Source organism: Tateyamaria sp. (assembly GCF_039940735.1).
In the GTDB taxonomy this organism is placed as follows: domain Bacteria; phylum Pseudomonadota; class Alphaproteobacteria; order Rhodobacterales; family Rhodobacteraceae; genus Tateyamaria.
This window is the reverse complement of record NZ_JBDVGB010000084.1, coordinates 1-25,433: the sequence shown is the minus strand read 5'-3', so window position 1 is coordinate 25,433 and position 25,433 is coordinate 1. Positions and strand designations below refer to the sequence as shown.

At 56.8% G+C, this 25,433-nt stretch carries 27 protein-coding genes, 1 other RNA gene and 1 pseudogene; 11 read left to right on the top strand and 18 right to left on the bottom strand.

Annotated features, from left to right (window positions below; all coding sequences use genetic code 11):
- Positions 1-25: 25 nt before the first annotated feature.
- The 4 genes from ABJF76_RS17080 to mgtE all read right to left on the bottom strand — a co-directional run bounded on the left by ABJF76_RS17080 (position 26) and on the right by mgtE (position 3,893).
- Positions 26-955, bottom strand: a complete 930-nt coding sequence (locus tag ABJF76_RS17080) for a DMT family transporter (RefSeq protein WP_413820909.1) — start codon at positions 953-955, stop codon at positions 26-28.
- The gene (locus ABJF76_RS17075) at positions 952-1,761 is read right to left on the bottom strand and encodes a YmdB family metallophosphoesterase (RefSeq protein WP_413820908.1); all 810 of its coding nucleotides are present in this window, start codon (positions 1,759-1,761) and stop codon (positions 952-954) included. The genes ABJF76_RS17080 and ABJF76_RS17075 overlap by 4 nt, the downstream gene beginning before the upstream one ends.
- A 112-nt stretch (positions 1,762-1,873) precedes the next feature.
- On the bottom strand, positions 1,874-2,428 hold the full coding sequence (locus ABJF76_RS17070; protein ID WP_413820907.1) for a 5-formyltetrahydrofolate cyclo-ligase: 555 nt from the start codon (positions 2,426-2,428) through the stop codon (positions 1,874-1,876).
- A 67-nt stretch (positions 2,429-2,495) separates the two neighbouring features.
- Entirely contained in the window at positions 2,496-3,893 is a 1,398-nt protein-coding gene (mgtE, locus tag ABJF76_RS17065) for a magnesium transporter (protein ID WP_413820906.1), read from the bottom strand.
- A 115-nt stretch (positions 3,894-4,008) separates the two neighbouring features.
- Here mgtE and guaD point away from each other — a divergent pair, with 115 nt between their 5' ends.
- Positions 4,009-5,310 (top strand): guanine deaminase, encoded by a 1,302-nt coding sequence (guaD, locus tag ABJF76_RS17060; RefSeq protein WP_413820905.1) that lies wholly within the window; start codon positions 4,009-4,011, stop codon positions 5,308-5,310.
- Positions 5,311-5,354: 44 nt separating this feature from the next.
- Here guaD and ABJF76_RS17055 read toward each other — a convergent pair whose 3' ends face one another.
- From ABJF76_RS17055 to ABJF76_RS17040, 4 genes are all read right to left on the bottom strand, one after another.
- Entirely contained in the window at positions 5,355-6,689 is a 1,335-nt protein-coding gene (locus ABJF76_RS17055; protein WP_413820904.1) for an 8-oxoguanine deaminase, read from the bottom strand.
- The gene (gene hisN / locus ABJF76_RS17050) at positions 6,686-7,480 is read right to left on the bottom strand and encodes a histidinol-phosphatase (protein ID WP_413820903.1); all 795 of its coding nucleotides are present in this window, start codon (positions 7,478-7,480) and stop codon (positions 6,686-6,688) included. The genes ABJF76_RS17055 and hisN overlap by 4 nt, the downstream gene beginning before the upstream one ends.
- Positions 7,481-7,567: 87 nt before the next feature.
- Positions 7,568-7,942 carry a helix-turn-helix domain-containing protein gene (locus ABJF76_RS17045; protein WP_413820902.1) on the bottom strand — a complete coding sequence of 125 codons (375 nt, stop codon included), beginning with the start codon at positions 7,940-7,942 and terminating at the stop codon, positions 7,568-7,570.
- 437 nt (positions 7,943-8,379) lie between these two features.
- Positions 8,380-9,267: a LysR family transcriptional regulator gene (locus ABJF76_RS17040; protein WP_413820901.1), complete on the bottom strand. Its 888-nt coding sequence runs from the start codon at positions 9,265-9,267 to the stop codon at positions 8,380-8,382.
- Between the two features lie 123 nt (positions 9,268-9,390).
- Between ABJF76_RS17040 and ABJF76_RS17035 the strand changes: the two genes are divergently transcribed.
- On the top strand, positions 9,391-9,609 hold the full coding sequence (locus tag ABJF76_RS17035; RefSeq protein ID WP_413820900.1) for a DUF1127 domain-containing protein: 219 nt from the start codon (positions 9,391-9,393) through the stop codon (positions 9,607-9,609).
- 195 nt (positions 9,610-9,804) lie between these two features.
- Positions 9,805-10,605, top strand: coding sequence for a Bax inhibitor-1 family protein (locus ABJF76_RS17030; RefSeq protein ID WP_413820899.1), 801 nt, complete (start codon positions 9,805-9,807; stop codon positions 10,603-10,605).
- 174 nt (positions 10,606-10,779) lie between these two features.
- Here ABJF76_RS17030 and ABJF76_RS17025 read toward each other — a convergent pair whose 3' ends face one another.
- The 3 genes from ABJF76_RS17025 to rpmG form a co-directional block, all read right to left on the bottom strand.
- Entirely contained in the window at positions 10,780-11,256 is a 477-nt protein-coding gene (locus ABJF76_RS17025; RefSeq protein ID WP_413820898.1) for a GNAT family N-acetyltransferase, read from the bottom strand.
- Positions 11,250-11,768, bottom strand: a complete 519-nt coding sequence (locus ABJF76_RS17020; RefSeq protein ID WP_413820897.1) for an AAA family ATPase — start codon at positions 11,766-11,768, stop codon at positions 11,250-11,252. Before ABJF76_RS17020 ends, ABJF76_RS17025 begins: the two co-directional genes overlap by 7 nt.
- Before the next feature lie 75 nt (positions 11,769-11,843).
- Positions 11,844-12,011 (bottom strand): 50S ribosomal protein L33, encoded by a 168-nt coding sequence (rpmG, locus tag ABJF76_RS17015; RefSeq protein ID WP_058315632.1) that lies wholly within the window; start codon positions 12,009-12,011, stop codon positions 11,844-11,846.
- Positions 12,012-12,288: 277 nt separating this feature from the next.
- Here rpmG and ABJF76_RS17010 point away from each other — a divergent pair, with 277 nt between their 5' ends.
- The gene (locus ABJF76_RS17010; protein ID WP_413820896.1) at positions 12,289-12,648 is read left to right on the top strand and encodes a hypothetical protein; all 360 of its coding nucleotides are present in this window, start codon (positions 12,289-12,291) and stop codon (positions 12,646-12,648) included.
- 119 nt (positions 12,649-12,767) lie between these two features.
- On the opposite strand, the gene rnpB is transcribed toward ABJF76_RS17010, so the two are convergent.
- The 6 genes from rnpB to ABJF76_RS16980 form a co-directional block, all read right to left on the bottom strand.
- An RNA gene (gene rnpB / locus ABJF76_RS17005) (RNase P RNA component class A) lies at positions 12,768-13,178 on the bottom strand.
- A gap of 122 nt (positions 13,179-13,300) precedes the next feature.
- Positions 13,301-13,891 carry an N-acetylmuramoyl-L-alanine amidase gene (locus ABJF76_RS17000; protein WP_413820895.1) on the bottom strand — a complete coding sequence of 197 codons (591 nt, stop codon included), beginning with the start codon at positions 13,889-13,891 and terminating at the stop codon, positions 13,301-13,303.
- Between the two features lie 76 nt (positions 13,892-13,967).
- Positions 13,968-14,759, bottom strand: a complete 792-nt coding sequence (locus tag ABJF76_RS16995) for a hypothetical protein (protein WP_413820894.1) — start codon at positions 14,757-14,759, stop codon at positions 13,968-13,970.
- Between the two features lie 37 nt (positions 14,760-14,796).
- On the bottom strand, positions 14,797-16,275 hold the full coding sequence (gatA, locus tag ABJF76_RS16990; protein ID WP_413820893.1) for an Asp-tRNA(Asn)/Glu-tRNA(Gln) amidotransferase subunit GatA: 1,479 nt from the start codon (positions 16,273-16,275) through the stop codon (positions 14,797-14,799).
- Positions 16,275-16,562, bottom strand: a complete 288-nt coding sequence (gene gatC / locus ABJF76_RS16985; RefSeq protein ID WP_413820892.1) for an Asp-tRNA(Asn)/Glu-tRNA(Gln) amidotransferase subunit GatC — start codon at positions 16,560-16,562, stop codon at positions 16,275-16,277. Before gatC ends, gatA begins: the two co-directional genes overlap by 1 nt.
- A gap of 141 nt (positions 16,563-16,703) precedes the next feature.
- The gene (locus ABJF76_RS16980; RefSeq protein WP_413820891.1) at positions 16,704-17,153 is read right to left on the bottom strand and encodes a nucleoside deaminase; all 450 of its coding nucleotides are present in this window, start codon (positions 17,151-17,153) and stop codon (positions 16,704-16,706) included.
- Between the two features lie 56 nt (positions 17,154-17,209).
- Between ABJF76_RS16980 and ABJF76_RS16975 the strand changes: the two genes are divergently transcribed.
- The 6 genes from ABJF76_RS16975 (at position 17,210) to ABJF76_RS16950 (ending at position 23,166) form a co-directional block, all read left to right on the top strand.
- The gene (locus ABJF76_RS16975; protein WP_413820890.1) at positions 17,210-18,010 is read left to right on the top strand and encodes a pseudouridine synthase; all 801 of its coding nucleotides are present in this window, start codon (positions 17,210-17,212) and stop codon (positions 18,008-18,010) included.
- A gap of 252 nt (positions 18,011-18,262) precedes the next feature.
- Positions 18,263-19,165, top strand: a complete 903-nt coding sequence (locus ABJF76_RS16970) for a 5-bromo-4-chloroindolyl phosphate hydrolysis family protein (protein WP_413820889.1) — start codon at positions 18,263-18,265, stop codon at positions 19,163-19,165.
- Between the two features lie 17 nt (positions 19,166-19,182).
- Positions 19,183-20,379: a toxic anion resistance protein gene (locus ABJF76_RS16965; RefSeq protein WP_413820888.1), complete on the top strand. Its 1,197-nt coding sequence runs from the start codon at positions 19,183-19,185 to the stop codon at positions 20,377-20,379.
- Between the two features lie 9 nt (positions 20,380-20,388).
- Positions 20,389-21,396: a DUF2927 domain-containing protein gene (locus ABJF76_RS16960; RefSeq protein ID WP_413820887.1), complete on the top strand. Its 1,008-nt coding sequence runs from the start codon at positions 20,389-20,391 to the stop codon at positions 21,394-21,396.
- Between the two features lie 101 nt (positions 21,397-21,497).
- Positions 21,498-21,959, top strand: a complete 462-nt coding sequence (locus ABJF76_RS16955) for a hypothetical protein (RefSeq protein ID WP_413820886.1) — start codon at positions 21,498-21,500, stop codon at positions 21,957-21,959.
- A gap of 79 nt (positions 21,960-22,038) precedes the next feature.
- Positions 22,039-23,166 (top strand): SPFH domain-containing protein, encoded by a 1,128-nt coding sequence (locus ABJF76_RS16950; protein ID WP_413820885.1) that lies wholly within the window; start codon positions 22,039-22,041, stop codon positions 23,164-23,166.
- A gap of 81 nt (positions 23,167-23,247) precedes the next feature.
- Here ABJF76_RS16950 and ABJF76_RS16945 read toward each other — a convergent pair whose 3' ends face one another.
- Complete coding sequence (locus tag ABJF76_RS16945) at positions 23,248-24,537, bottom strand: MFS transporter (protein WP_413820884.1); 1,290 nt, start codon at positions 24,535-24,537, stop codon at positions 23,248-23,250.
- Between the two features lie 306 nt (positions 24,538-24,843).
- Here ABJF76_RS16945 and ABJF76_RS16940 point away from each other — a divergent pair.
- Positions 24,844-25,433 (top strand): annotated as a pseudogene (locus ABJF76_RS16940) (primosomal protein N' (replication factor Y) - superfamily II helicase); the annotation flags it as partial.

The following is a 25,433-nucleotide window of genomic DNA, read 5'->3' as shown; positions in this document are numbered from 1 at the left end:
CAGGGTCCTGATTGCACGCCAGAAATCAACGTTCAGTGTCGCTTATTGCGGCACGCGCATCAAGACCTGCCTGTTTGCGCGGCTGCACCAGGTACATCCCCAACATCATCAAGGCCAAAGCCCCCCAAATGGCCACCGGATATGCCTCGGCCAAGACAAGTTTGGCCCAAATGATACCAAAGAGGGTCACAAGATAGCCGATCTGCACTGCAAAGACCGGCCCAGCCCGCCCCACCAGCCAAACATAGCCCACATAGGCCGTCACATGCAGCACGCCGCTGGCCAACTGCGCCAACTCTGGCGCGCCAAACGGCGGGCGCAGATCAATCCATTGCCCGGTTCCAATCGCCAACGGCAACACACACACGCATCCTATAATCGACGCGCCCCACAGCACCTGTATCGGATCAAGGCCAGCCGTGCCCCAGCGTGCCACGGCATTGCCTTCGCAGGCATAAAACAACCCCGCGATTAAGCCAATGAACACCCAAAACGCCGGGATCGTCCCCGACATTTCTGCGCCCGGCAGAACGATCATAAGAACCGCCCCCAAGCCCACAGCCAACCCCACAAAACGTCGCCATTCAAACCGGTCAAGCGACAAAGCCAAGGCAATTGGAAAGGCCCAAATCGGTACCATCGACAACAAGATCGACAATACTCCTGCAGGCAAATGCACCGCCGCCTGATAGCTGGCAGTGTTGGGCAAGACCGATCCGATGAACGCAATCATCACATAGACCCGCAATTGTGCGCGCCCCAAGGGCAGCTTTGTACCACGAAGAACAGCGATGATGCTCATCACCGTGACCCCAATGGCCAGTTGCCAAAACAGCAATCCAAAATGTTTGTGACCCGTGCTTACCGCGATTTTAGTCAACGGCAACGTCATGCCCCACGCAGCCCCAACACCGACCAAAACGGCCAGACAAAGCAGGCGTTCGGATTTCGTCATGGCCCGCTTTGTTGCAAAAGCCCGCCTTGGCGCACCATCTCGATCCGCGAGGCATGCCCGCCCGCGTCCGTCTCGATATAGACGCCAGACAAGGTCGCCGCCCCCAAAGCCGGCGCAAAACGCGCCTTAGGCATCCCAGTGATAAAGCGGCGCAAGGGTTCGTCACGTTGCATGCCGATGACCGAATTGTAATCGCCACACATGCCAGCATCGCTTAAATAACCGCAGCCCCGCGACAAGATCATCGCATCCCCCGTCGGAACATGCGTGTGCGTGCCCACCATCAAGCTGGCCCGCCCATCACACCAATGGCCCATGGCCATCTTCTCCGAAGTCGCCTCGCAATGAAAATCCACGATCGCGGCATCAATGTCGCCGTCCAATGGATGCGCGCGAAACACCGTCTCAAGCGCGGAAAACGGGTCGTCAAAGGGGCGCTTCATAAACACCTGCCCCAAAGCCTGCGTTACCAACACGCGCTTACCGCTTTGCGTGGTAAACACACGCGCGCCCTTGCCGGGCGCCGCTTTTGAGAAATTCAACGGGCGAATAATGCGCGGCTCGGATTCGATGAACTGCAACATGTCTTTTTGATCAAAAGCATGATCGCCCAAAGTCACGCAATCTGCACCCGCCGCCAGCAAAGCCTTGGCATGCGCCCCAGACAACCCCATACCCGAGGTCGCATTCTCGCCGTTCACAACGACAAATTCCAAATCCCAAAGCGTACGCAGTCGGGGCAAATGATCGGTGATCGCCTGACGACCTGCACGGCCCATCACATCACCCAAGAAAAGTATATTCATACCCCTCCATATGCCGCACAAAACCGTGACGACAAGCACAAACCCATCTTGGTCCTTGGATCATGCCAGTAAAATGCACGGATGAGTAAGAATGAACGGTCCTCGCCCCGCCTTAGATCTCAATCACAGCCTCGGGCGTCACGATCATATCAAGCGGTTGATCCGTTGACTCAAGCGGCAGGTTATCAAATTCCTGCGCACCATAAGCAAAGCCAATCGCCAAAACTGCCCCACGCGCCCGCAACCGTTCCAGGGTGCGATCATAAAATCCACCGCCATATCCCAACCGGCCACCGGTGCGATTGAACGCCACCAACGGCACGATCACAAGTTCAGGTTCAATGAACTCATCAACCAAAGGCACCTGCGCGCCAAACGGCCCAGCGCGCAACGCCGCATCCGGAGTCCAGCGGGAAAACTGCAATGGCAAGCCCGCACCAATGATCACCGGCACACAGACAGACCCATGCGCCGCGGCTTCGGCCATCGCCGGCAACGGATCAATTTCAGACCGAATAGGCATATAGCCCGCCAAAGGCACGCCACGAAAACCGGCCAAAACCGAAGACAACAGGCCACAAGCGCCGCCCCGGTCCAGATCATATGCCGCTTTGCGCGCAGCAAAAGCGGCCTTACGCACCTCAGCTTTTCGCGCCATCAAATCCATGCGCGCACCTTGGGTCGGTGGGTGGGCGCCTTTGCCCGCACGGGCAAACAGACCAGCCCCGCATCCGTCACAACAACACCAAGGCGGCCAGCCCTAAGAAGGCAAAGAACCCGACGATATCCGTAACCGTCGTCACAAAGGCACCAGATGCCAACGCCGGATCAACCCCTAGCCGATCCAGCACCACAGGAATTACCGTCCCGGCAAAACCTGCCACCACCATATTCACGACCATTGCCGCCGCAATGACGTAACCAAGGGCGGGCGAGCCAAACCAAATGATCCCAACGACCCCCATGACAACCGCGAAAATCAGCCCATTGATAAGCCCAACAAGAACTTCGCGACGGATCACACGCCATATGTTGGCCCCGGTCAAATCTTTGGTCGCCAAGGCGCGGACCGCTACAGTTAATGATTGCGTGCCCGCATTGCCGCCCATGGATGCCACAATCGGCATGAGCACCGCCAAAGCCACAATTTGCGCCAAAGCCATTTCAAACTGCGCAATCACGATTGAAGCAAAAATCGACGTCAAAAGGTTCACGGCCAACCAAGGAATACGGCGGCGCGTGGTTTCAACCACAGTATCAGAAAGCGCCGACTCTTCGCCCACTCCAGCCAGACGCAAGATGTCTTCCTCGTGTTCTTCATCCAGCACAGCCATCGCGTCATCAATGGTGATAAGGCCAATCAACCGGCCCTCATCATCCACGACGGGTGCCGAAATCAAATGATATTGGTTAAAAGCATAGGCCACATCGCTTTCGGCCTGCGTGGCAGGGATGGCACGAAACGTCGGCTCAACCAGATCAGTTAACTTCACCTCGCGACGCGAGCGCATCAACTTTCCAAGGGTCACATTGCCAACGGGATGCAAACGCGGATCAACAAGCACAACGTGATAGAACTGGTCCGGCAATTCGGCCTCGGACGCGCTGCGCAAACGATCAATCGCTTCACCCACCGTCCAATGTTCAGGTGCCATGACCACTTCGCGTTGCATCAAACGACCAGCGGAATACTCAGGAAAGGCAAGCGATTGCTCGACCATGGCGCGGTCGCCATCTTCCAGCGCATCAAGAATTTGCTCCTGCTGGACATCATCAAGGTCTTCGACCAGATCAACGACGTCGTCGCTGTCCAACTCGCGCACCGCATCCGCAAGGACAGTCGGCTTAAGAACCGCAATCACCTCTTCACGGATCGACTCGTCAAGTTCTGACAGAATTTCGCCATCAAACTCGCGGTCAAACAATCGGATCAGGCGCGACCGGTCAAAAGGGTTAACCTGCTCCAAAAGGTCCGCAATGTCAGCAGCGTGCAAAGGCTCCATCAGCTTGGTCAGCTGCGCGCGATCCTCAATATCGACAGCGTAAAGGATGGCAGATACGTCTTTACGCTCAAGCACATATCCGGTGTCTTCCGCGGCCGCGGCATCCATCACATCTGTATCGTTTGACATGGGGCCGCCCTTTAGCTGCGTGAGAATTACGCGAACCATAAGGCCCGTGCGGCAGACGCACAATGGGGCGCATTTTGCCTTTGCACCTCAAAGCATAGATGCCCATAAAGCAGGCATGAACACACGCCACCTTCTTACCGGTCATGTGCTGCAATTTTCCGGCAATCCGTTCACGGCCCGGTGGCAGGACACTGTGTATATCGAAGAAGACAGCGCCGTTTTGATCGAAAACGGTCAGATTAGCGCAGTCGGCAATGATGCACGCACGCAAGCCGGGCCAGATGTCGTGCATCACGACCATACCGGCCACCTGATCATGCCGGGTTTCATCGATGCACATGCGCACTATCCCCAGACGGCGATGATCGCGTCTTGGGGCAAACGCCTGATCGATTGGCTGAACATTTACACCTTCCCCGAAGAAATGCGCCTGCACGATCCGGCTTATGCGCGTACCATCGCTGCGCGCTATCTTGATCTGGTTCTGGATCACGGCACCACCAGCGTGGCCAGTTTTTGCACCATTCACCCCGCAAGCGTCGATGCGTTGTTCGAAGCAGCAAGCGCGCGCGGTATGGCTATGGCGGCAGGGAAAACCTGCATGGACAGAAACGCCCCCGAGGGCCTGCGCGACACTGCCCAAAGTGCATACGACGACAGCAAAGCACTGCTGACGCGCTGGCACGGCAATGGGCGGGCGATTTATGCGATCACGCCGCGCTTTTCGCCAACGTCAACACCCGACCAGCTGGCTGCTCTTGGTGCACTTTGGGGCGAACATCCCAATACGCTCATGCAGACACACCTAAGCGAACAGGTGGACGAGATCGCATGGGTGCGTGATTTGTTTCCGGATCATCGCGATTATCTGGACACCTATGAGGCGTTCGGTTTGTTAGGCCCACGCGGCCTTTATGGTCACGCCATCCACCTAACCACGCGCGAAATAGACCGTCTGCGTGACGTCGGCGCAGGCGTCGTGCATTGCCCGACGTCCAATACGTTTATCGGATCTGGCTTGTTTGACCTGATGGGATTGGCGCGTGCGGGCCAACAGGTCGGACTTGCCACGGATACGGGCGGTGGGTCATCTTTTTCGATGCTACGCACGATGGCCGCGACCTATGAGATTGCACAACTGCGCGGAGAACCAGTGCATGCGGCGCAATTGTTGTGGCTGGCAACCGCCGGGTCGGCGTCCGTGCTGCACCGTGGGGACGAGATCGGGGCCCTGTCAAAAGGAATGGCGGCTGACATTTGCGTCCTTGATCTGACCTCAACACCAGCTGTTGCACAGCGACACGCCGAAGCAGATCACATCTGGGATGCCGTTTTTCCCACAATAATGATGGGGGATGACCGGGCCGTTGCCGAAGTCTGGGTGAACGGATGCCGCCTGCGCGGGGACGGAAACTGATATCAGTTTCCGAGCCGTTTTTTGAAGCTCAAAAAACGCACGTTCTACTGCAACGCGCGTGCCAGAACATTTTGCCGTTGCACAGCTTTGGTCAGATCAAACGTCAGCATGTGACCATCGCGTACAACCTGACGCCCTTCCACAAACAGATCTCGGACCGTGGTTGGCCCAGCCAGCAACAACGCCGCGGGATCCCAACTGCCCGCCGAAGCGACACCAGACACATCCCATATGGCGATGTCGCCACGCGCGCCGATTGCGATGCGACCACATTCGGGCCGTCCCAACACGTCCGCGCCACCGCGCGTTGCGATCTCAAGCGCTTCCATCGCCGACATTGCATCGGCACCAAAGGCGACGCGTTGCAGCAGCATTGCTTGACGCGCCTCGGCCACCAAATTGCCTGCGTCATTACTGGCGGATCCGTCCACGCCTAAGCCGACCGGAACCCCGGCGTCACGCATGGCCCGCACTGGCGCGATGCCTGATCCCAAACGACAATTCGAACACGGACAGTGCGCAACACCCGTTTTTGTCTGTGCAAACAGCGCGATTTCGGACGCATCTAGTTTCACGCAGTGCGCATGCCACACATCAGGGCCAACCCACCCAAGGCTTTCGGCATATTCACCCGGGCGACAACCGAACTGCGACAGGGAATAGGCAATATCTTCATCATTTTCGGCCAAATGGGTGTGCATCATCACGCCCTTGTCCCGCGCCAGAATGGCCGCATCGCGCATTAACTCGCGACTGACAGAAAAGGGCGAACACGGAGCGACCCCAACCCGGCACATCGACGACTCCGAGCCATCGTGAAAGGCATCAATCACGCGAATGCAATCTTCAAGGATCGCCGTCTCGGCTTCGACCAGCGCGTCAGGTGGTAACCCGCCGTCGCTTACACCGATGCTCATCGCCCCCCGCGTGGGCTGAAAGCGCAAGCCCACTTCGCGTGCGGCTTCGATCGTGTCATCAAGGCGCGCGCCGTTCGGGAACAAGTACAAGTGGTCCGACGTCAACGTGCAGCCCGACAACGCCAATTCAGACAGCCCCACCTGAGCGGAAACAAACATATGTTCAGGACCAAACCGCGACCAAATCGGGTAAAGCGTTTGCAACCAGCCAAACAAAAGCGCGTCCTGCGCGGCAGGTACAGCCCGGGTCAGTGTTTGATACAGGTGGTGGTGCGTGTTCACGAGACCGGGTGTCACAACGCACCCTGTCGCAAGCACGACCTCTCCGCTGCTGGTGGTCAGGCCGTGGCCCACATCGACAATCACACCATCCCGGATCAGTATATCCGCCCCAGCCAATACGCGGCGCGCATCGTCCATCGTGACCAAATGATCGGCCCCGCGGATCAGGACTTCGGTCATGGGAATGCCTTTAATATATCAAGCGCAGCCCGGTGAATTTCGACATTCGCAGCCGCCACCACGCGGCCGCCCTCATGTGCGGGCCCGCCTTGCCAGTCCGTGACGATGCCGCCCGCCGCTTCGATTAGTGCGATCGGCGCTTGTATGTCGTAATTGTTCAGCCCGGCCTCGATCACCAAATCGGCCTGCCCCGCAGCAACAAGCGCGTAGGCGTAGCAATCCATTCCATACCGGACAAGTTGCACCTGCTGCGCGACCGCTTCAAACCCGGCGCGATCTGCGTCACTGCCAACCTCAGGAAACGTCGAGAACAGGATTGCCTTGGCCAAAGGACGCGGTGCGCGGGTGGAAATGGCATGGGTTCCATGCGGTCCCGTCAAGGTCGCCTCCCCCGCGCCACCAAAGAATCTTTCGCCGATATAGGGTTGATCAATGAGCCCAAGGATCGGCCCGGTATCCGGCCCGACGGCAATCAGAACACCCCACGTCGGGGTGCCCGCAACAAACCCGCGCGTGCCGTCGATAGGATCAAGAACCCACGTGAGGCCAGAGGTTCCGGGATGTGCACCAAATTCTTCGCCCATGATCGCATCATTGGGACGCAGATCGGCTAAGACACCACGCATGGCTTTTTCAGCTGCACGATCAGCAATCGTAACCGGGTCATACCCATTGGCCAGCTTATTGTCCGCGCTTAGGTCATCGGCGCGAAAGTGGGGTAAAATCGCTGCACGCGCGGCATCTGCCATCGTTTGCGCGACCTGCGTCAAGGCGTGAAAATCGTATTCCATACAGCGCGGCGTGCCAGACGTTTGCAGACAAAGCAAGGGCGCGGCGCAAGACCGTACTCAAGACCGACACATCATGTGGGCAGTTTCTTAGGCCACGTCGCTTAGGACACGCGCCAATTCAAACAACCGACGCCGCTGGTGTTCGGGAATAGCGTAGTAGGTCCGCACAAGTTCCATCGCTTCTTTGTCGCCCAAAAGATCAGGCGGGACATCACCATGCATCGTTTCAAATTGGGCACCGTTTTGTGTCATACCCTCAAAGAAAAAGGCCGGGGCCACGCCCATCGATTCACCAATATCGAACAAACGCGATGCGCTAACCCGATTGGCACCGGTTTCATATTTTTGAATTTGCTGAAACTTAATCCCCACCAAATCCGCCAATTTTTGCTGTGTCATACCGATCAGCCACCGTCTTTGGCGTATGCGTTTTCCGACATGTACGTCGACTTCATGTGCCATTCGATAATCCAACCTTGTTTACAATGTCTTAAGCAGCCATTCCGCACAGTGCCTGACCAGAAACGGCCAAAGAGTGCAGCATAGTCTAAGTTGTAAGGACCATACCCCAACAAACACAAATTTTTCAACGCAAACTGTCTGTTTGCGCTCTGCCCACCGCGTTACGCGAACTGAAAACCAATTCAAGAACTGTAAAAACTTGTTAACACTTTCAGAATGTTGCGAGACAATCGGATCAAACCCATTGCCTTGTTCACATGTTTGTATAGGCCCTATCAATGCCTTAGCTCACGCAAACGCGAACGCAACCCATGGGTGTATCGACGTGTGAAATTGAGGCCGCGGCACAACATTTCCGCAAGAAAGAAGTCTCGTTAAAGTAGCGAATTTCCGCTGACAAACCCGAAAACTTCTCCCTTAAGGCGAATCAAACGTCCTCAATTCTTATTCACAGCGCGCAATTGCACCGGTTCCGGCGCTTTGAATGCCCGGCGTAACATCGCCACCAAAGCGTCATGGACCTCGTTGTCGCCACCGCGTTCCGCCCCATAAAGGTTAATACGGTGTGCGGGCAAATCAGGCAAAGCGCCTCCATGATCGATCCGATCCAAGTGTGGTGGTTCGGTGCCTTCAATCATTGTATGCACCGCCAAATCGGCACTGACCGTCGCTTCGATTGTACGGTCGCTTTCGGTTTCGACCACCACGTCCCATGGTATGCCAGCCTCGTCCAAATGTTCGACCACACGCGGGCGAAACGTGCATTGTCGCCCAAAGGCCAATTTTAACGGCTGTTGCCGCCACGCTGACCCGCCCGGCGCACCAACCCAACATAGTGGCTTAACAGTCAGTTCTTCGCCCCCCTGATCCACACCTGTTTCTGTGGTCAGGATAATATCGCACGCTCCCTTGGCATATTCAGATTTGAGATGAAGCGTGAAGGAACTTTCGAGTTGAACTTTTACCCGCGGGAATGCGGCGTGAAACTGTTTTAAAACTTGCGGAATGGCAGGGTAAACAATGTCATGAGGCACGCCCAATTTGATTTCGCCTTCATAGGCCTGATCCGTAAGCCGTGTAATAACCTCGTCGTTCAGTGACACCATACGGCGAGCGTAAACCAACAACTGTTCGCCCGATGCCGTCAGTGCGATGCTGCGCCCGGTGCGATCAAACAGCGACAGCCCCAACAGTTCTTCGAGCCGCTTAAGCTGCATAGAAACCGCCGATTGCGTCAAATGCAAAAAGCCCGCAGCCCGCGTGACCCCCCCGCTTTCGGCCACGGCCACAAAAGAGCGCAGCGTGGTTACGTCCAAATTCCTCATATCAGCATCCTTGATGTATCGCATGACAAACATTCGTTTTCAAAATGTGCCACGTCACGGCATATACATCAAGAGCTTTGATGAAAGCCGATCCAACCATCACTTTTACCCAAGGAGAACACCATGGCACTTATTGACATCACCTCGCGCAACACTTGCATCGATGTACGCCCCGCCGCACGCGGCTTTTCGCTGCTGACCGCTTTGTCAGTCTGGCGTTCGCGTCGCGCATTGGCTCGTTTAGACGCCCACGCGTTGAACGATATCGGCATCAGCGCCAAACGCGCCGCTCAAGAAGCCGCAAAACCGATCTGGGACGTTCCCACAACATGGCGCAAATGAGCGAAAAATCGGCAGGCCGCGACAGATCGTCCTAATTTGTGACAAAATTAGTCAGAAAGTCGCCGCCTGTCCTCAATTTGAATGCGGAAAAACCTTGAAAGACAGCCTCAACGACCCGATATTCGACACAATGCGGGACTAAATCCGCGCTGCGGCACATCGCGTGTCGGCAACTGGTATCAATTGGAGGTCAATATGGCTGAGTTGAATACGATCGGGTCCGCGTCCGGCACACAGGCCGCCCAGATCGACGCAGGGCTACGCGCCCACATGAATAAAGTATACGGCACGATGTCTGTCGGCATGCTGATCACAGCATTGGCCGCTTGGGCTATTGCTGGCCTGTCAACAACAACAGATCCGTCCATTGCGGCAACAAACGCCGAAGGCGCCGTCTATGGGTTGCGCAATGGCCAATTCCTGACCGGTTTGGGTGCAGCCTTGTTTACCTCGCCGCTGAAGTATGTCGTGATGTTTGCACCGTTGGGCTTCTTGCTCTTTGGTTGGGGCGCACTGATGCGCCGCGGCTCTGCTGCCACTGTTCAGCTGGGCTTTTTCATCTTTGCCGCCGCGATGGGCGTCTCGATGAGTTCCGTCTTCTTGATGTACACGCCATATTCGATCATCCAGACGTTTCTGGTGACCTCGATCGCGTTCGCAGGCCTTAGCCTGTGGGGTTACACCACCAAGAAGAACCTAAGCGGTATGGGCACCTTCCTGATGATGGGCGTGATTGGCCTGATCGTTGCGATGGTCATCAACATCTTCTTGCAATCGCCTGCGATGATGTATGCGATCTCGATGATCGGTATCCTGATCTTTGCCGGCCTGACGGCCTATTACACGCAAGACATCAAGAACACCTATGTGGCGCACGCCACGCACGGTGATCAGGAATGGCTGGAGAAGGCCGCAATTGACGGCGCGCTGAGCCTCTACATCTCGTTCCTGAACATGTTCCAGTTCCTGCTGATGTTCATGGGTCAAAGCGAATAGCACACCCTTCGCATCACTAACGATTTGAAAGGCCGGTCATCGCGACCGGCCTTTTTTTGTGCCTGAAACCCAACACGCGGCGCGCCGTAGACAAGCTAAAACTCGAAGCGCTCAAGTCTTTTTCCAATTAAGAATGTCGTGCGCCGACAGGCGCTCCTTTGAGTCACGCCCGTTCTAGAGGTCGCGTAGCATCCGCACTGACGGAAAACTGATCCCATCCACAAGCGCGACATCTATTGGTCCCACTTCGGTGAAGCCAACGGCCTTGTAAAACGGCACAGCTGTGCGGGTTGCCCAGCATTCCATCTTTAGCACCTCAACCGTTCGCGCCATCTGAAAACAATGCTGCATCAACCTGCGTCCTACACCGCGCCGCAATGCGCGATCATCTGTGACGACGTGGCGAATATGACCAAGGTCGTGCTGATCTTCGTCTTGCGTCCATCCCCCTGCCCCACGGGTAACGCCGTCTTCCTCAACCACATAATACGTGCCACAGCTCAATAACTTGGGCTGGGCGCGCGAAATAATCGGCAGGGCTTTGGCTAAGATCGATGGCGCGTAGTCGGCTTTGAGCAGCTTAGGGTACGTGCGCATCAGCAACCCATCGACCGACCCCAGATCGTTTTGAGTTGATGGCCGGATCAGCATGGGACGTCCCGCAAAAAACGATCCACAGCAGCCCGTGAGGTCAGATGATGGACGCTTAGGTCGGGATGGGCGGTTTCCAGCAAAGCTAAAATTCTCAGGCGTCCCGATTGCCGCGTGTCCCAAATCCAACGGTAGAACGGCAAGGTTTCACTGTGGAGCCTTTCTGTGCAGCCTTCTGCCATGTCGGCGCGTTGCTGCCCCCAGTAACGAACAAGGCGCGCCGTGACGCGCCAGATGCGCAGTGCCACCGGCAAGTCTAACCAGATCAACATATCCGCGCGCGACAGACGGTGCGCGTAAGTGGTCGAAAACCCACCTTCAAAAATCCAACGATCACCACGTTCGACCTCTAACGCCATCTCGCGGCGTTGTTCGCGTGGACGGGCTTGCCAACCGGGCATCCAATGAATGTGATCCATGTGATGAACAGGCAATCCGGTGCACGTGCCCAAAGCACGCGCCAAGGTGCTTTTGCCCGACCCGGATCCGCCAACAATCATCACCCTTTGCATCAGATTTCCCCCTTGAAAACGAAAAAGACCGCGTCCTTGCGGCGCGGCCTTTTGAAACAGAGAAGAAAGGAGATCTTACTTGATCTTGCCTTCTTTGTATTCAACGTGTTTGCGCACAACGGGGTCATATTTTTTGACGACCATTTTTTCGGTCATGGTGCGTGCGTTCTTTTTGGTCACATAAAAGTGGCCGGTGCCTGCGGTCGAGTTCAGGCGGATCTTGATCGTGGTTGGCTTGGCCATCTTATGTCTCCTGCATCGTGGGCGCGTTTAGACACGCCAACGGGAAATTCGTATGAGCGCCGCTTGTACCCTGCGCCGCCCCCGAGTCAACCCCGGTTGGTTCGGTTTTAGGCCCAAGACGCAGAAAGCGTCATTTCGCTGCGAAAGTCCCCCCAAACAAGGGCGTCCCTCAAGCGATCACGAAAACCTGATGCAATTCGGCTTGATTGGAACCGAATGGTTCCCAATATTAGGCGCACTGCGCAAACCGCGCAATCACACTATTAGGGAGACCACCATGTCCATGCGTTTCATCACAAAAGACATCCACGCTTATCTGGATTACCCGGTCGCCGCGGGGTTGTTTGCAATGCCGTTTCTTCTGGGTTTGGGTCAGTCTGCGCCGCTGGCGTTTTGGTTGTCGGTTGTCACCGGGGTCGCCGCCCTTGTGTTGACCCTTTTGACCGATCACCACCTTGGTGTGGTTCGTGTGCTGCCCTACAAACTGCATTTGACCGTAGATGGCGCTGTTGGCGTCGTGTTTGTGATTGCCCCGTTTGTGCTTGGTTTTTCCGGTCTTGATGCCTTGTATTATTGGGTGATCGGCGCGACCGTTTTGATTGTTGTCGGCCTACACAAAGAAGAAACAAAGGCATAGCTTGCCAACCTCTCTGTTCATAAAGAACTGACCTTCTTTATCATTGAAGCCTCCACTCACTCATGGCGCGCGCAGGTAGACCACCTGCGCGCGGTGTTCTTTTCGGAACTAGAAATGTTATGCGCGGAGGGGCTGTAAGCCGGATTCTGTCTAGGGCGGTTGCCCGCCCCGAGATGACCATTCCTCTTGGGATGCTGTTACCAACACCCCTCTAGCTGCCAACCCGAACCTGCTGAGGCAAAAGCAGCCCCGTTGCTTGCGCAACACGCGGTCCCTATTTGGCATTGCTCCCGGTGGGGCTTGCCATGCCCGGACTGTTACCAGCCCGGCGGTGGGCTCTTACCCCACCGTTTCACCCTGGCCTTGTTTCGCCAGAGGCGAACCCCTGAAAACCCACAAGGTGGTTTGTTTTCTGTGGCGCTGTCCGTCGGGTTACCCCGCCCGGGCGTTACCCGGCACCGTGTCTTTTTGGAGTCCGGACTTTCCTCTCTGACAGGTTGCCCCGCCAAAGCGGCCATCCGCCCCTCCGCGCGAGGGTTGCCTTAAGGGGTGCTGGCGGGGTGCGTCAATGGGGGATCGGTGTTGTTCCGCTTTTGCCGGACCCTCCGGGGGAGTTTTTTTGGCAAGATGAAGTGTGGGATCGCGCCTTTCTTCATGGGTCGTTGTCTACAAGCGGGGAAAAGTCATCCTTGGTCAAAGGCCCCGTACAAAAAGGTCGATAGCGCAAGCGTATTGCTGACAAGATGTCCTTGGGGGGGGCATCGGCGGTATATCCCGCGTTTCGGGCGATACGATGAAATGTGTCAAGTGTTGCGTCAAGTGGCCCAAGGCTTTTGCCGGGTTTGCCAGCTAATCCTTGAGCCTCAAGGCGCGCCCAATCAAAGTAAGGGCCCGGGTCAACCTTGCGCCCCGGCGCCATATCGGAGTGGCCGATCACATTTTGTGGCGGAATGCCCCATGCGACCAACATGGGTGCAAGCAAAGCTTCAAGGCTTTGCATCAGTGGTTCTGTGAACGGTCCTTGCCCGTCATTGTCGAGCTCGATTCCTATCGAGCGTGAATTGAGATCATCCAACCCTTGCCAAGACCCCGCACCAGCGTGCCAAGCGCGCGCGCCCTCGCCAACCAGTTGCGTGATGCGCCCAGTTTTGCAGATCACATAATGCGCGGACACTTCGAATTGCGGATCGCAAAGTCGTTCTATTGCAGCTTCGGCGCTGGCCATTGCCGTGAAATGTATCACGACAAATTGCGGGATCAGCCCGTCTCGGCGGGGGCCGCAATTTTGAGAAGGATGTTGGTGGATCTCCACCACCGTCTTAACCGTTTACAGCGCGTCTAAACGGTGCCGGATCCCATGCGCAGGCATAGCCATCGCCATCCGGGTCCAAGCCCTTGCGATCGCGTTCCGGTCCACCAAAGGACAGGAAGTCGATTTGCGCTTCGTCCGCCGAGTTATATTGTGCACAGTTGCGCTGGAACTTGGCAGCAGATGCGATGCCGATACGCCGGTAGACCTTGGTGCCTTTGGCATGGTTCGATTGCAGTGCATACTGCACCACGTTGGGCCCTGTCGCGCCCGAGCGTGAAGGCAAAGCCGTTGGTTGGATCACCTCGTATTGCTGGCGGTTGGCCGCAATGCGAGCTGCGTCACTTTCGATGGATTGGCGCGAAGACACAGCGTCAAAGCTATTTTCATCCGAAATGCCCGGGTTGTTCAAAATGGCCGGTGCTGCATTTGAGGGACTGGCATTCACCACGTTCTGGCCGGAGTTCGACTGTGCGGCAGCGGCATCATTTTGGCGCGCGATCTGCGCAAGCTCTGCGTCAAGCCCTTGGGGGTCTGACACGGCACGTGCGCCGCTTGGACGTGGCGCGGCAGGTACTGCGTTGGATGGTGGCAAAGCTTGCGTTCCAACGGACGGTGCTGCGGGCACTGACCCGTTCGCAAGCTGTGCATTGCGCGCTTCGCGTGCTGCCAAAGTACTTGGATTGTCAAAGCCGACGCCGCGACCGGGGTTCGCAATGCCAGCACCACTGTCGGGGATTGCCGGCTGGCAAGCGCCCAACATCACTGTTGCGCCAAGAATAAAGAAGCTGCGGATCATCATATCTGCCCAACCCTTTTTGGGTGTTGTTTGCGCTTTCCTACCACCATTTTTTCGGTTTGGCCACAAACCCGGCGCGCGATTCCAGCGCATAGGCGGTGTTCAGCAGATCGCCTTCTTCCCATGGGCGGCCAATCAGTTGCAGGCCCAAGGGCAAGCCCTGCGCATCCACGCCCGCAGGCACTGCGATACCCGGCAGGCCCGCCATATTGACGGTCACTGTGAATATGTCATTGAGATACATCGCAACCGGGTCGTCGGATGCTTCGCCCAAACCAAAGGCCGCTGACGGCGTGGCAGGCGTGAGGATCGCGTCAACACCTTGGGCAAAGACGTCCTCGAAGTCCTTTTTGATCAACGTGCGGACCTTGCGGGCGCGGTTGTAATAGGCGTCATAGAACCCTGCGGACAGCACATAGGTGCCGATCATAACGCGGCGTTGCACTTCGGCGCCAAAGCCTTCGGCGCGGGTTTTTTCATACATTTCAGTGATGCCATCGCCCTCTTCCAACTTGGCACGGTGGCCATAGCGCACGCCATCATAGCGCGCGAGGTTGGAGGATGCTTCCGCCGGGGCGATCACGTAATAGGCCGGCAGCGCGTATTTGGTGTGCGGCAGTGAGATATCGATGATTTCGGCCCCTGCGTCGCGCAGCATGGCTGTGCCATTTGCCCATAGCGTTTCGATTTCGCCTGGCATCCCGTCCATCCGGTATTCTTTGGGGATGCCGATCTTTTTGCCTTTGATGTCGCCACTTAGCATGGCTTCGAAATTGGGGACGGGCAAGTTGGCGGACGTCGAATCTTTGGGGTCGTGACTGCACATTGCTTCCAGCATGATAGCCGCGTCGCGCACCGATTTGGTCATAGGCCCGGCCTGATCAAGAGACGACGCAAAGGCGATTGTGCCCCAACGTGAACATCGCCCGTAGGTCGGTTTGATGCCTGTAATGCCAGTAAAGGCCGCAGGTTGGCGGATAGAGCCGCCCGTGTCCGTGCCCGTTGCTGCAAGGCACAGGTCAGCGGCCACAGCCGAAGCGGACCCACCAGAGGACCCACCCGGCGTCAAATCGCGGTCGTCCACTTTCCAAGGATTGATCGCGTTGCCATAGACCGAAGTTTCGTTGGACGAGCCCATAGCGAATTCGTCCATGTTCAGCTTGCCCAGCATTACCGCACCAGAATCAAACAAGTTCTGGGTGATTGTGCTTTCGTACTCAGGCAAGAAGCCTTCGAGAATACGCGACCCCGCTTGGCTGGGCACGCCTTTGGTGCAGAACAGATCTTTGATGCCGACAGGCAAGCCACACATGGCCGGTGCGTCGCCGGTTTTGATACGCGCGTCTGCGGCAGCTGCTTGAGCGTGGGCAATTTCAGGCGTGTGGTGGACAAACGCGTTCAACGCGCCTGCACCTTCGATGGCAGTGAGACAGGCTTGCGTCAACTCGACACTTGTGACGTCGCCCTTGCGCAAAGCGTCACGGGCATCGGCCAGTCCTAGTTTGTTCAGATCAGACATCACTCAACCACCTTTGGAACTGCAAAAAAACCTTCGCGCGCATCCGGCGCGTTGGCCAAGACCGCAGGTTGTTGACTGCCATCCGTCACCTCATCTACGCGACGGGCAAGGCGTTGCGGCGTGACAGAGGTCATGGGGGCGACTCCTTCGACATCCACTTCGCTCAGTTGTTCAATAAAGCCAAGGATGGTGTTGAACTCACCCGCCAAAGCAGGCAGGCGTGCGGGCTCAACTTTGATCCGGGCCAGTTTTGCCACGCGGGCGGCAGTATTTTCGTCAATGGACATGGGTCTACCCCTGATCTTTTGGTTTAAAGTGGCTTTAGCGCGCTCGCACAGGGCCTTCAAGTATCGGGATGCGCAAACGTGGGCTGCGGGGCGCGGAAAATGAAATCATTTTCCGACCCGATTTTTGAAATAAAAAATCATTCACCGTCGTTTGACAAAGAAATCGCGCAGCAGAGCCTCGGCTTCGGATGCTGCAATACCGTCATAGACTTGTGGAACATGATGGGTCTGAGGGCGCGCAAAAACACGTGCGCCCTGCGCCACGCCGCCGGATTTTGGATCAGATGCTGCGTAGTACAACCGCTCGATCCGCGCCGCTGCAATGGCAGCGGCACACATCGCGCATGGCTCTAACGTGACATAAAGGTCATGCCCACCCAACCGTTCAGACCCCGCAACAGCACAGGCCGCACGGATCGCCAGTATTTCAGCATGGGCTGTTGGATCGTTCGTTTCGCGTGTTTGGTTGCCTGCGCGCGCCACGACCTCGCCATTTGGCGCGACAATCACCGCGCCAACAGGCACTTCATCGCGCCCGCCCGCCGCGCGCGCTTCTTCAAGCGCCAATGCCATATATGATCGAAACTCCATGTCCCCTGATTGCCACGTCCCTTGCGAGCAGCGCAAGGCGCCGCTATGGCCTGCTTATGACAGAACAAACCCCCAAAGGTGATCGTATCGCCAAAGTGTTGGCTCGCGCAGGTGTGGCCAGTCGTCGTGGAGCCGAAGGCATTATCGCCGCTGGCCGCGTGTCCGTGAATGGCAAACAGATCGACAGCCCTGCGCTGAACGTCTCGGATACGGATCGCATCACGCTTGATGGCCAACCGCTGCGTGCTGCCGAACCCGAACGCATGTGGCTTTACCACAAGCCCGCTGGCCTTGTGACATCGGACGCGGACGAAAAGGGGCGACGCACCATATATGATGCCTTGCCCGAGGATATGCCGCGCGTCATGTCCATTGGGCGACTCGATATCAACTCCGAAGGGTTGTTGTTGCTGACCAACGACGGCGGCATCAAACGCAAGTTGGAATTGCCAAGCACCGGCTGGATGCGGCGTTATCGTGTGCGTATCAATGGGCGGCCAACGGACCCGGCCTTGGAACCATTGCGCAAGGGCATGACTGTAGACGGCGAACGTTTTCAGCCGATGCAAGTGACCCTTGATCGCCAACAAGGTGCAAACGCGTGGCTGACCGTTGGCCTGCGCGAAGGCAAGAATCGCGAGATTCGCCGCGCCATGGAGAGCATTGGCCTTGTCGTGAACCGCCTCATCCGGGTCAGCTATGGCCCATTCCAGCTTGGCGACCTCAAACCCGGTGCAGTCGAAGAAATTCGACGTAAAATTGTGCGCGATCAGTTAGGTATTGAGGCCGAGGACACCTCAGGCACGGCCAAACCTAAACCCAAGATACCATTTCGCGGGCGGCGCAAGCCCAGATAACGCCCCGTTTCTGATACAAGTGCTGCGCATTTCCCCTTGCGGGGCACGCAGCGATTAATATTTCTGCCATGATGGATACGACAGGTGTCAGACGCGCCACGGCTCTAGTGCTGCGCGGGCAAAGTGCATATAGTCGCGCCATTGGATGGGGAAAAAGATGCAGCCAACTGCTTTTCAAAAAGTCGCCTATGTCGTGCTGATTGCACTGATGTTTGGTGTCACCACCGGCCTAATCGGAGGGCTATAAGCGATATGGCTCAGAAATTTGGCGGAAAATTTAGCCCCGATGGCACATCGGACACAAGCGACACCACCGAACGCGGCGCGTTCCAAGGGGCCAAAGTCGACCCCGTTGGCGCACGCGCTAACATCCTGTTTCTGCCCCCGATTCCGATGGTGTTTTTTGCCCTCAATGATGGGGCCGTAAACTTGATTCTTGCACTGGTCGCCGCAGGGGTTCTGACTTTGGCCGCTTGGATGCTGCGCGGGGGCTTGCAGGCCGAAGCCGCCTACCACGCGCGCAAAGTTGCGCGCCGCCCTTCCATTCCGCGCAAGTTGTTCGCCTCGGCGCTGACCGGGATTGGCATCGCCTTGGCCGCTTTTTGGTCCGAACCCGGATTAGTCGCCCCGATCCTGTTTGGCATCGCAGCAGGCGGGTTGCATCTGGCAGCCTTTGGGATGGATCCGCTGAAAGACAAAGGCATGGAAGGCATCGACACCTTCCAACAAGATCGCGTTGCCCGCGTCGTGGACGAGGCCGAAACCTATTTGGCCGCCATGACGGACGCAATGAAACGCGCCGAAGATCGCAAGATGGAACTCAAGCTTGAAACCTTTCAGGCCACCGCACGCGACCTGATCCGCACCGTCGAAGAAGACCCGCGCGATTTGACCGCTGCGCGCAAATATTTGGGCGTCTATTTGATGGGCGCGCGCGATGCGACCGTCAAATTTGCGGACATTTACTCGCGCACCCGAGACACGCAAGCGCGCGCCGATTATGCCGCCCTCTTGGATGATCTCAGCGACAATTTTGATGCGCGCACCCGCAAGCTGCTGGTGGATGACCGCTCTGACCTCAACATCGAAATCGACGTGCTGCGCGATCGTTTGCAGCGCGAAGGGGTGCACACAGCCCCCGCCGAAAACACATAGTAATAAGGTGATCTAATATGTCCGAAACTGTCCGCCAAAAGGCCGAATCCGCCCTAGCCGAAGTCCAAGAAGCGGCTGCCGTGGTGCTGCCCGAACCCACGGACGCCAATGCGATCGTTCCATTGGCCGAAGCAGACGCACCTATCGGCGCCGAGATCCGCTCGCGCATGGAAGAAATCGACATGGGCGATACGAATTCCATCGTGTCCTTTGGATCAGCTGCGCAGGCCGAATTGCAGGAAATCTCACAAGCGATGTTGCAAGACGTGCGCAACAAAGATGTCGGGCCAGCTGGTGACAGCTTGCGTTCCATCGTGACCACAATTCGCGGCTTTTCGATTTCTGAGTTGGATGTGCGCCGCGATCGCTCGTGGTGGGAAAAGCTGATCGGGCGCGCCGCACCCTTTGCCAAATTCACCGCCAAGTTCGAATCCGTGCAGGGTCAGATCGACAAGATCACCGACAACCTACTGGGCCACGAACACACCTTGCTCAAAGACATCAAATCCCTTGATTTGCTGTATGAAAAGACGCTGCAATTCTATGACGAGCTGGCACTTTATATCGCGGCCGGTACTGAAAAGATCAAAGACATCGACGAAAACGACATTCCGACCAAGGAAAAAGCTGTCGAGGCCGCGGCCGAAGACGACAAGGTCATGGTGGCCCAAGAACTGCGCGACCTGCGCGCCGCGCGTGACGATCTGGAACGCCGGGTTCACGACCTGAAACTGACCCGTCAAGTGACCATGCAGTCGCTGCCATCAATCCGGTTGGTGCAGGAAAACGACAAATCCTTGGTGACCAAGATCAACTCGACATTGGTCAACACTGTGCCACTGTGGGAAACCCAACTGGCCCAAGCCGTCACCATCCAACGCAGCGCCGAAGCGGCGGCTGCTGTGCGCGATGCCAATGACCTGACGAACGAATTGCTGACCTCAAACGCTGCCAACCTGCGCGACAGCAACAAAGCGATCCGTACCGAAATGGAACGCGGCGTGTTCGACATCGAAGCGGTGAAACAGGCCAACGCAGATCTGATTGGCACCATCGAAGACAGCTTGAAAATCGCTGACGAAGGCAAAGCCAAACGTGCCGCCGCCGAAGACGATCTCAAGAAAATGGAAGCCGATTTGCGCGATACGCTGGCTTCGGCCAAAGCACGCAAAGATGGGGTGGGTGACACCGCAAACACCGCCGTTCCTGAGTAAACAACACTCATGTCGGACGTGCGACGCAAAATGCAAGTTGGGATGTGGGGCGGTTTTGCCGCCCTCGCCCTGCTGGCCGCTTGCGAAGACGTGGAACCGGTCGAACCGGTCCTGACCCCGCAAGCCCGTCCCGAAGCATCAATAGAACCAAGTCCGCCCCCGCCGGCACCTACCGCGCAGGCGACCTCAGAGCGTAGCGCCGCCCTACGCCAGTACTTGCGTCAAGTGCAATCGAGCCAGCTGACCTCGGGCCTTTTGCGCAAAGACGGTGGAGGGCCAGACACGCCTTTTACCGCTGAAATGCTGGCGCGCAATTTTGAACAGATCGTGTTTTTCAATGAATACGCCACAAGCACTGTGGCCCCAGGCCAAGCGGGCGCGCTACGCCGTTGGAAAGAACCTGTGCGCATTGGTGTGGAATTCGGCCCCTCTGTGCCGCCCAGCCAACGCGCGCGCGACCGTGCGGATGTTAGCAAATATGCCGCGCGCCTTGCCCGCCTGACCGGTCATCCGATTTCTGACGCTGGCACACCCAATTTCATGGTCTTTTTCGTCAGCGAAGATGACCGGGTCGACACATTGAACCAACGCGCCCCACGCTTGCCGGGGGTGACGCAAGCGAACCTGACGGCGGTGCGCGACTTGCCCAACGATGCATATTGCGCCGTGGCGGCCTATGCCACCGGCGCAGATCGTTCGACCTATACCGCTGCCGTCGCAGTCATCCGGTCCGAAAATCCAGATTTGCTGCGTCTGTCGTGCATCCACGAAGAACTGGCCCAAGCCTTTGGGTTGGCCAATGACAGCCCCGCAGCGCGGCCCAGTATTTTCAACGATGACGACGAATTCGCCCTGCTGACCAACCACGACGAGGCCTTGCTAGGTATGCTTTACGATTCACGCCTGCAACCTGGTCAATCGCTGATCGATGCCCGGGCAACCGTTTTAGGTTTGGCCCGCGAACGTGTGGGCGAGGTCAATGTAGTCGCCAGCGCCACACACACCTCGGCTCAATAGCGAAGACATTGCAGACACGCACGTTGGCGTGATCTTCCTTTCGCTTTGACGAAAAAGACGTATTTAATTGATTAAGGTTACCCTGCAAAAGGATTTAGACCGTGCTGTCATCCCTGCCCCTACGCACCATCGCAATCGCTGGCCTGGTCGGAGAACTGCTGTTTGAGGCCTATGCGTGGCTTGTTTCGCCACTCGTTTTTGGTGTCACGCTTGAACCCGCCAATCTGGTAACCGCGCTGTTCAAGATGTATTTGGGGGTCCAACTGCCCTACCCCGTCGCCTTTGTCATCCACGTCGGGATCGGCATTGTTGGCTTTGGCCTTGCCGTATGGTGCCTTCACCGCCTGACCAAACTGCCACTGGTGGCTGCGGGTGTGGTCAGCGGCTTTGTGCTGTGGTTTGTGGCGCAAGGATTTTTGGCGCAACTGGTCGGACGTGACTTTATGATGGGATTTGGGGCCTACACCCAATCGTCGTTTTTTGCCCATGTGGGTATGGCTGCGGTCATGGGGTTGATCATGGCGCTTTTGACACGGTCCAAACCTGCGGTGACACAAGCCTGAATTTTCCCACGCCTTGCCCATCGCACTTGCGCCCCTGTCACGCTATATTGACCGGGACGCAACCAAAGGTATGGGCACAATGGGTATTTTCGACTTCCTTTCTGGTGAATTCATCGATGTCATCCACTGGGTGGATGACACGCGTGATACAATGGTCTGGCGCTTTGAACGCGAAGCCCACGAAATCAAGTATGGTGCCAAACTGACAGTGCGCGAAGGCCAAGCGGCCGTGTTCGTGCACGAAGGCCAGTTGGCAGACGTCTTTACCCCCGGTCTTTACATGCTTGAGACCAACAACATGCCCATCATGACGACGTTGCAGCACTGGGATCACGGTTTCAAAAGCCCGTTCAAATCTGAAATTTACTACGTCAACACCACCCGGTTTAACGACCTGAAATGGGGTACCAAAAACCCGATCATCTGCCGCGACCCAGAATTTGGCCCCGTACGTTTGCGCGCATTTGGTACCTATTCGGTCAAAGTCGTGGATCCGGCCAAGTTCCTTATTGAAATCGTCGGCACCGACGGCGAATTCACCATGGACGAGATCAGCTTTCAAATCCGCAACATCATTGTGCAGGAAATGTCGCGATCCTTGGCCAAATCCGGCATTCCCGTACTTGATATGGCGGCCAACACCCGCGAATTGGGCCAGCTTGTCGCCAAAGAGATCAGCGCGCAAATCGCAGACTACGGCCTGTCGATCCCTGAGCTTTACATCGAGAACATCTCACTTCCGCCCGCGGTCGAAGAAGTGATGGACAAACGATCCTCTATGGGTGTGATCGGAAACCTCAACGAATACATGCAGTTCCAAGCCGCCGAGGCCTTGGGCCGCGAAGGCTCTGGCAGTGCGGATGCGATGCAAGCGGGTCTTGGCGCCGCGATGGGGATGCAGATGGGCCAAATGGCGGCCGGTCCGTGGGGATCACGCCCCGCCGCCGCCCCAGCCCCGGCCGCTGCGGCCCCGGCGGCCATGGCACCCCCGCCACCGCCCGTCGAACACGTCTGGCATATCGCAGAAGGTGGCAAAACGACGGGTCCATTTTCCAAAGCCCGCATGGCCCGCATGGCCACGGATGGCGATTTGACACGCGAAACCTATGTCTGGACCGCGGGCCAAGATGGCTGGCTCAAGGCCGAAGACGTGACCGAGTTGGCACAGCTTTTCACCATCCTGCCCCCACCCCCACCCGGCGCATAACAGCGCCATAGAGGTGACAGTTTTCTGGGGCTCAAGGACCGCCTTGAGCCCAATTTGATCGATGCCGCGCATGATTGCCGTCTATTTTGGCAGTGCCTCTATGCGCATCGCAAGCACACCGGTTGTGATCGCCGCGATGGCCAAAAACCCTGCGCCAAAAACCCATGCAGCCGGTGTGGAATAGACCTCCGCCATGGCTCCAACCAAGACCAACCCTAGGGCTGCCCCTAGCTGTTGTATTAGGGATCGCAGAGACAGCATTGTAGACCTCTGACGATCGTCCACACAGCTATGCAAGATACTGCTGGCAGGTGTTTCGCTTGCCCCAAGCATGATCGAATATACGATAAAAACAGCGATGAACTCGCCAATGCCGCCCTGCATCGCCAGTGCGACCTGAACTGCTGCCAGACACGCAAAAATCGCCGCAAGCGTGACGGCGTGGCGGCGCTTAAATATCTTGCTGATATACGGGGACAGAGACGCGCCAAACGCGATTGAGAAAAAGTAACAGGCCGTCAGAGCGCCAATTGCCGTGTTGGCATAGCCCTCATCCAACATCGGCTTGGCATATGTCGGCCAGATCACCTCGACCGGGTTTGTTGCCATCAGTAACAACACGAGCGCCATCAACAGCAATGAAAGCGTTGGATGTTTCAACGCAAGTCGGCTGGCCTGCGTGATCACTGATGGGACGCTAGCGAACCCTTGTTTGAGAGCGCCCAAATTAAGGGGTCGCGGTTTTTCTGCGATGACAAGCATTGTGTAAATCAACACTCCGACCATCACGGCAAAGCTTGCAGCATAAGAAACATCATAGATGCTAAACCCATGCCCCTGAACGAGCGAACCGAATGCATCAGGCAAGATGCCCCCCAAAACGGCACCGACAGCTAGACCCATAGCATTGGCCCATTGCGCCTTTGCAAGCGCGGGTTGGACATCCACATTTGGCGCATTGGCTTTGAACGTTTCAACAAACCACGCATCAAGCGTGCCTGACCGCAACGCGCGCCCAAACCCAATAAAGGCAAACGAAAGAACCAGAATGTGGAAGTCATGCGCAGACAGGAAAAGCGCCAGCGAAATCAAGCTGGCAACGACCGCTGCAAGGAAAACGGGTTTGCGTCCGATATTATCCGCCAAGCCGCCAAACGGAAGTTCCATCGTCATGGTTGTGATCGAGTAAACCCCGAACAGAAGTGAAATCTGGAACAGGTCCATGCCGCGGTCCGTCAACGCCAGCGCAACCACGGCCACAGTAAGGCCCATAGCAAAGCGATCAAGAAACTGGTGTATCTGAAACACTCGAATGTGCCGCCGCACGGCCCTCGGTAGAGTATGGAAAGAGAATTCTAGGTCGTTCGCCATGTTTGAAGCTTCGCGGTTACGACCTTTGAACACAATAGCTTGGCGCAGTTACGGTGTGTGACCCAGTGGAGATCGTTGAAATCACCTGCGACGCTTATTTAAAGCACGGGTGCCGTCGAAACCATCGCCCTTTCGGCTCGATACAAATTGATCCCAGCCTTTTCACGCGCGTTTCATGGCGGCTTTGGCCCTAGGCCCGACTGAGTTTCGCAACGCCGCCACTGAAGCAAACCATTGGTATTTCAAGACCACGCACAGTAAACCAAAAGAAAGCGCGGCTATGCGCAAAGCTATGCAGAAATGTCTATGACCGAACTATCCCAAACAGTATCTTCGACGGACCATCGCTTTCCTTGTGACAATTGCGGTGCAGATTTCCGGTTTGACCCGCAAGCGGGTACGTTAACCTGCGACCATTGTGGCAACACAGGTCAAATCGAAGGTTCAAAGGATACCGCCCCTCGCGCCATCACCGAATTGGATTACCGCGCGGCGTTGAACACGGACCTGCCCGAAAGCGAAATCGAAGAAACCCGTGTTTCGAAATGCTCCAACTGCGCGGCTGAGGTCGCGTTTGACGCCAACGTGCACGCCGCCGAATGCCCGTTTTGCGCAACGCCCGTGGTCACAGACACAGGCGCGCACCGCCATATCAAGCCGCGCGGCGTGTTGCCCTTTGCCATGAACGAAACCGAGGCACGCGACTCCATGACCGATTGGCTGGGCAGTCTTTGGTTCGCCCCCGGCGGCCTTCAGGAATATGCCCGCAAGGGGCGCAGCTTGCAGGGTATCTATGTACCCTATTGGACTTTCGATGCAGATACGCACAGCACCTATTCGGGCGAACGCGGCACTGTTTACTACGAAACCAAAACCGTCATGCCCGACGGGAAACG